Below are 6140 nucleotides of genomic sequence, written 5' to 3' on the forward strand. Positions count from 1 at the left end.
GCTTTTTTGCGATATTCATCTTAAGTTGATCTGTTCTTTACAACCCCGTCGCGGAGGTGGAACGTGAAAGCTGTAAAAAAGAATGTCGCCGCTCGCCAGGCCAAGCCTGAAAAATGGGTCATCTGTTTCGATCTCGACGATACGCTCCTGCCGACGAATTTCCGTTATCATGAGGCGTCGTGGAAATGCGGCTTGATCATCGCCCGAGCCTTGGGCACGACCAGCGTGTCGCCGCTCGAGATCATCCAGCTGCAGTCCAGGATCGACGAGGAGCTGCTCTCGACCTACGGTTTCCAGATCGAGCGCTTTCCGCAGAGCTGGGTCCGGACCTACGAGTATTTCTGCGACCGGCTCGGCGTCGAGCCGAATGCGGCGGTGAGCGCCCGGCTCTACAACACCGCGAGCCATTTCAAGTACGGGCCGTTCCGGTCTTTCGCCGGCATGAAAGCGCTGCTCCAGCGCCTGCGCCGGTCCGGCTGCCGCCTGCATCTGATCACCATGGGCGTCGATCATCTGCAGCGCCGCAAGGTCCGGCAGGCCGGACTCGAAAAATGTTTCGAGACCATCCAGATCACGGCCCGCGACAAGCGATCCGCGATGGCCGAGATCCTGAGGCAGGCCCAATCCCGGCCGGTGATGATGGTCGGGGACTCGCTCAAAAGCGATATGCGGCCCGCGAAAGAACTCGGGATCACGACCGTCTGGATCAGCCATCCGTTGCAGGATCCGTCCGCCGTGAAACCGGATCATTCGATCCGCAGCGTGCACGAGCTGCCGAAGCTGCTCGAAAAGCTGCCGGCGGCGCGACGCGGCAAAAAGCGATACTGATGCGCAAAGACCGGCTTCATAGCCGGTCTTTTTTGCTGTGCGTTCCGGTTCGGCGGCGGGCTGAGCGCTACAGATCCTGCTCGTATAATCCGCGGCGGTTGCCCGCGTTGCCCAGGTACCAGAGCAGTTTGCCGGCGTTGTCGATGGTCAGATTATCGCAATCGGCGAGCGGCGACAGGTCGTGGACGTTCCGCTGATCGCGGCCGTCGACCTCGATCGTCTTGAGTCCGGCTGCTGTGGCGTAGATGATGTTCTGGCCGCCCGGATGCCAAAGGCAGTCGTTGATCCGCGTGCTGAGACGGGTCACGACCTCGCGCTGTCCGGTTCCGGGGTCGAAGACTGAGATCTCAAAATCGTTCCATAACAGCAGACGCCCGCCATCCGGCTTTTCCCAGCGTATCCGGTCGGCGGTGAACGGTCCGAAAGCGCTCTTATTCTTGAGATCAATGAGATGCAGTTTGCCGCGGTCAAGGTCCTTGATGACGAGCCAGCGCCCGGACGCTTCCAGGAAACGATATTTACCAGACTGGAGGGTGACGATCGATTCCGGCGCATCCCCGGTTCCGGTGCCGGCGTCGAGCAGGACGGCGGCCGCGGGATCGGTTCGGAGCAGATAAAGCGCGCCGTCGGACTCGATGGCATCGGCGAAGTTGGCGTCGCCGTACAGAGGACTGATCGTCCCGTCAGCGGCGTTAGCGCTGAAAATTCCGGACGCGGCCGCGAGGATCACCCGTTTGCCATCCGCGGACCAGCGCGCGCCGTGCGCGGCCACGAGTCGGTTTTTCGTCTCGGCGAGCAGCAGTGGCTCCGAGCCGTCGGCTGGATAGACCATGATCTCGGTCCGGCCGTCATCCGCGAGTCCGGTGAAGAGGATCCGTTCGCTGTCCGGCGACCAGTTCAAGTCGATCGCGGCAAAACGGCCGGCGTCGAAGCGGGCGAGGGTCGTGCGGCGGTCCTTTGACCGGTCGGTGACGGAGAGTTCCGTCCAGCCGGCGGTCTCGCTGATCTCAGCCGACAGTTTCTGGCGGCTGTCGAAGACGATCCGGCTCAGCGGCCGTTCTTCGAGCAGTCGCGGATAGGAGTTCCGAATCAGGATCACTTTTTCGGCAAAGGTCGTCGAGCCGCTCCAGACCTCCAATTTTTTCTTCCAGGTGAAATAACCCGCCTTCTCCAGGCTGACCTCATATTCCTGCGGCAGCAGCCTGAAGACCGAGGCCGGGGTCGGTTCGGCGTAGAGCTCGCCGTTCAGCCTGATGGCCGCGCCCTCCGGCTGCGAATTCACCCGCAGCACGCCGGTCTTTTCGAGGCGCGCTTTCTTCCAATTATAACGGTAGCCTTTGGTCGCGAGGATCACGGTCGGAGCCGTGACGGCAAAAATAGCGAGGAACAGGATCAGGACCAGGCGGCGTTGTTTTAGGCTCATCATAAGCTTAATTCGTAGGCGTCAGGTTTTTTGCCAAATCACTTCTAGACAGGTATTATATCAGGTGGATACCTATGTCTACCAAGTCCAAAAGAATAATGAGACCGGCGCTTGCCAAAACGCCGATGACAGCCTGTCTGGCGCTGAAGCCGGCCGTTTCTCGGCTCGTCATCCGCGGTGGGCGGCCGCTCGACGGCGAGATCCGCGTCGGCGGCATGAAGAACGCCGTAACGCCGATCCTCGCGGCCACACTGCTCCTCACGAAGCCCTGCGTCCTCAGGAACGTGCCGCGCCTTTCGGATGTCGAACGGATGCTCGATATTCTGCGCTCGCTCGGCGCTTCTGTCGAGTGGTCGTCCGAACACGAGCTCGTGATCGACGCGACCAAAGCGGACATCAAGAAGATCGACTCCCGGACCGTGAAGAGCATGCGCTCGTCGATCCTGTTCCTGGGGCCGCTGCTCGCCAGGTTCAACCAGGTCGAACTGCCGGAGCCGGGCGGCTGCATCATCGGCAACCGGCCGATCGATACGCACCTCATGGCGCTCGAGGCGCTCGGCGCGGTTATTGAAAAAGAAGACAACCTCTATCGTCTGAAAACTTCCGGCCTGAAAGGGGCGACCATCGTCCTGCCGGAATTCTCGGTGACGGCGACGGAGAACGCCATGATGGCGGCGGTCACCGCGCGGGGCCGGACGACCATCAAGCTGGCCGCGGCTGAGCCGCACGTCCAGGACCTCGGCAAATTCCTGAATTCGGCCGGCGCCAAGATTCACGGACTCGGCACGCACACGCTCGTGATCGACGGCGTGGCCAAGCTTGCTGGCGCCGATCATACCGTGATCCCGGATCAGATCGAGGCTGGGACGTTCGCGGTGCTCGGCGGCCTGACCAAGGGGACCACGCGGATCACCGGCGTCGAACCGGAACACCTCGATCTCATCCTGTCGCTGCTGCGCCGCGCCGGGGTCCGGTTCGAGATCGAGCGCAACGCTCTGGTCATCGCCTCGCAATCCTCGCTGAACTCTTTCCGCCTGCAGACCATGCCGTATCCCGGCTTTCCGACCGATCTGCAGGCGCCGTTCGGCGTGCTGGCGACGCAGTGCGCCGGGACCACACTGATCCATGATCCGATGTTCGAGAGCCGGCTGGGTTACGTGAATGAACTCATCAAGATGGGCGCGAATGCCGTCATCTGCGATCCGCACCGGGTGCTGATCTCCGGACCGACGCCGCTTTATGGCCAGGAGATCCGCGGTCTCGATCTGCGCGCCGGAGCCACCCTCGTCATCGCCGGGCTCATCGCCCGCGGCGAGACGGTCCTGCATGGAGCCGAGATCATCGATCGCGGCTATGAGAATCTGGATGAACGCCTGCGCGCTTTGGGCGCGGATATCGTCCGGCTTTCCTGATCATCATCTATGAATAATATGGAACAATCATCGGCAACCCCGATTACGACTCCCGCGCCGAACGGCCGGATCGGAAAAAATTATCGTTCCGGCATCATCGCCGCCATCCTGTTGATCGGCGTTTTCGTCGGCGGCGTCGCTGTCGGCAGCGTGCGCGGCTCCGGCGCGATCTCGCCGGCCCTGAAGTGCGAGGACCGACTGGTCAATCGCGGGGTTAAGGGCGCGATCAGCGGCCAGGATGTTGATTTCAACGAATACTGGAATGTTTGGCAGATGCTCAAACAAAAGCATGTCTCCAAGAAGGCCACTGACCTGGACCTGTTTTACGGTTCACTGGCTGGCATGGTCAATTCATTGGGCGATCCTTATTCTGTTTTCTTCGATCCGAAATTCGCCAGTCAGTTCGCGAGCGAGCTTTCCGGTACTTTCGAAGGCATTGGCGCTGAACTGGGCGTCAAGAATGGCCAACCCACCGTCATCGCGCCGCTTCCGGGTACGCCCGCGGAAAAGGCCGGGCTCATGGCCGGCGACAAGATCCTGACCATCGATGGCGTGGACACCCTGAACATGGCGCTCGAGGACGCGGTCTCCAGGATCCGCGGCGAGAAAGGGACTACGGTCAAACTGCTCATCGGCCGCAAGGACTCTTCGGAGAACAAGGAGCTGAGCATCGTTCGCGGCACGATTTACGTGGAATCGGTCAAGTGGCGGCTGGAGAAGAAAGGTTCCCGGCGCGTCGGTATCATCACTATCTCCCGGTTCAATGAGGATACTACGGCCAAATTCCGCGAGGCCGTGCAGGCGCTGCTTTTGGAAGCGCCCGATGGCGTCATTCTCGATCTGCGCAACAATCCCGGCGGCTTCCTGGATTCCGCCGTTGATGTGGCCGGCGAATGGGTTTTCCACGATACCATCGTCAAGGAAAAGATGGCCGATGGCGAGATCATCGAAAACAAATCTTCCGGCATCGCTCGGCTCGCCGATCTGCCGACGATCGTGCTCGTGAATCGCGGTTCAGCCTCCGCTTCGGAGATCGTCGCAGGCGCTCTGCAGGACCATGTCAAAGCCCGGATCATCGGCGAGACCACCTTCGGCAAGGGTTCGGTCCAGGATTATACCGAGTTTCCGGACGGTTCCGCGTTGAAGCTCACAGTCGCACTCTGGCTCACTCCCAAGGACCGAGTCATCGACAAGGATGGCATTGAACCCGATGATATCGTCGTTCTGACTACCGAGGATTACGAAAACGATCGTGATCCGCAGCTGGATAGGGCTTTTGAGACGCTCTTTGCCCCGTCCGCGGCCGCCAGCGCGCCGGTCCCGGCCAAATCAGATCTCTCCGATCCGACTCCGGCGGCGCGTTGACGCTTAGCTTATGCCGGGTCGAACCGCCGCCAGAAAAAAAGACCGCCGGCCAGTGCGGCGGATCCGCACGGAGATCTCCGCCGGCGGGATCGTTTTCAAGCTGGCGCCGGGTGGAATATTGTTGGCGCTGATGCTCGATCCGTTCTCCAAATGGGCCTTCGCCAAGGGGCATGTCGAGAAAGGGGAGACGCCGGCTGAAGCCGCGGTCCGCGAGACTGGCGAAGAGATGGGGCTCAAAGATCTGCGCGTGATCGCGCCGCTCGGCAAGATCGATTTCTGGTTCCGCGACCGTTATCGTCCGGAGACCAAGGGAGTGCTCATCCATAAGTACGTCCATTATTTCCTGATGCAGGCTCCGGCTGACGCCAAGGGTCAGCCGCAGAAGAAGGAGAAGATCCGCCGCGTCATCTGGCTGGGGCTGCGGCAGGCGATCCAGCGTTCGAGTTATCGCGACGTGCTACCTGTCCTGAAGCGAGCGTCGGCTTACTTCCAGGACCGTCGTCCGATGTCACGGCCGACCGCAATTCCGGTCGAACGCGGAGCGAAGTGAGCCGTGATGAATGAAACAAAACACCGCGCTTGGAGGCGCGGTGTTTTTTCGCTATTCAGTCGGGGTTATTTCGCCGGGGTCACGTGGACGAAGCGGGCGTAAACCAGGCTGCCGTCGAATTTGCGGACCTTCTTGCGGCTGAAACTGACGATGCCGGCGGCACTGGCGAACAGCGTATCGTCGCTGCCCTTGGAGACGTTCTTGCCCGGGCGGAATTTGGTTCCGCGCTGACGAATGATGATCGCTCCAGTTTTGGCGAACTGGCCCTCGTAGAGTTTGACTCCAAGGCGCTGTGCTTGTGAATCCCGGCCTAATGATGTTGAACCGCCTGCTTTCTTATGTGCCATAACGTAGATTTCTTAAGCTCAAGTAAGAGGAGTATAGGCCCTTAGCCGCCTGCCGTCAAGAGGCGATGGAGCAGTGGAGGAGTTGGGGAGAGACGGAGCGTGGGAACATCGCCACTCCAGCACTCCAGCACTCCAGCACTCCAGCACTCCAGCACTCCAGCACTCCAGCACTCCAGCACTCCAGCACTCCAGCACTCCAGCACTCCAGCACTCCA

General features: G+C 60.7%; 6 protein-coding genes. 4 read left to right on the top strand and 2 right to left on the bottom strand.

Annotated features, from left to right (window positions below; translation table 11 throughout):
- Window positions 1-63 precede the first annotated feature (63 nt).
- Window positions 64-828, top strand: coding sequence for an HAD family hydrolase (locus tag WCT10_05050; protein MFA6604168.1), 765 nt, complete (start codon window positions 64-66; stop codon window positions 826-828).
- 67 nt (window positions 829-895) lie between these two features.
- Here the strand turns inward: WCT10_05050 and WCT10_05055 are convergent, their stop codons facing one another.
- Window positions 896-2254: a PEGA domain-containing protein gene (locus tag WCT10_05055; GenBank protein ID MFA6604169.1), complete on the bottom strand. Its 1359-nt coding sequence runs from the start codon at window positions 2252-2254 to the stop codon at window positions 896-898.
- Window positions 2255-2325: 71 nt separating this feature from the next.
- Here WCT10_05055 and murA point away from each other — a divergent pair, with 71 nt between their 5' ends.
- The 3 genes from murA to WCT10_05070 are packed head-to-tail and all read left to right on the top strand — an operon-like array spanning window position 2326 to window position 5578.
- Window positions 2326-3663, top strand: coding sequence for a UDP-N-acetylglucosamine 1-carboxyvinyltransferase (gene murA, locus WCT10_05060; protein ID MFA6604170.1), 1338 nt, complete (start codon window positions 2326-2328; stop codon window positions 3661-3663).
- 18 nt (window positions 3664-3681) lie between these two features.
- A complete protein-coding gene (locus WCT10_05065) occupies window positions 3682-5028 on the top strand; it encodes a S41 family peptidase (GenBank protein MFA6604171.1) in 1347 nt (448 codons plus the stop codon).
- A 10-nt stretch (window positions 5029-5038) separates the two neighbouring features.
- Complete coding sequence (locus WCT10_05070; protein ID MFA6604172.1) at window positions 5039-5578, top strand: NUDIX domain-containing protein; 540 nt, start codon at window positions 5039-5041, stop codon at window positions 5576-5578.
- Window positions 5579-5643: 65 nt separating this feature from the next.
- On the opposite strand, the gene rpmA is transcribed toward WCT10_05070, so the two are convergent.
- On the bottom strand, window positions 5644-5925 hold the full coding sequence (gene rpmA / locus WCT10_05075) for a 50S ribosomal protein L27 (GenBank protein ID MFA6604173.1): 282 nt from the start codon (window positions 5923-5925) through the stop codon (window positions 5644-5646).
- Between the last annotated feature and the right edge of the window lie 215 nt (window positions 5926-6140).

The sequence above is a fragment of the Patescibacteria group bacterium genome (genome assembly GCA_041667185.1).
GTDB lineage: Bacteria > Patescibacteriota > Patescibacteriia > SG8-24 > SG8-24 > JBAYFM01.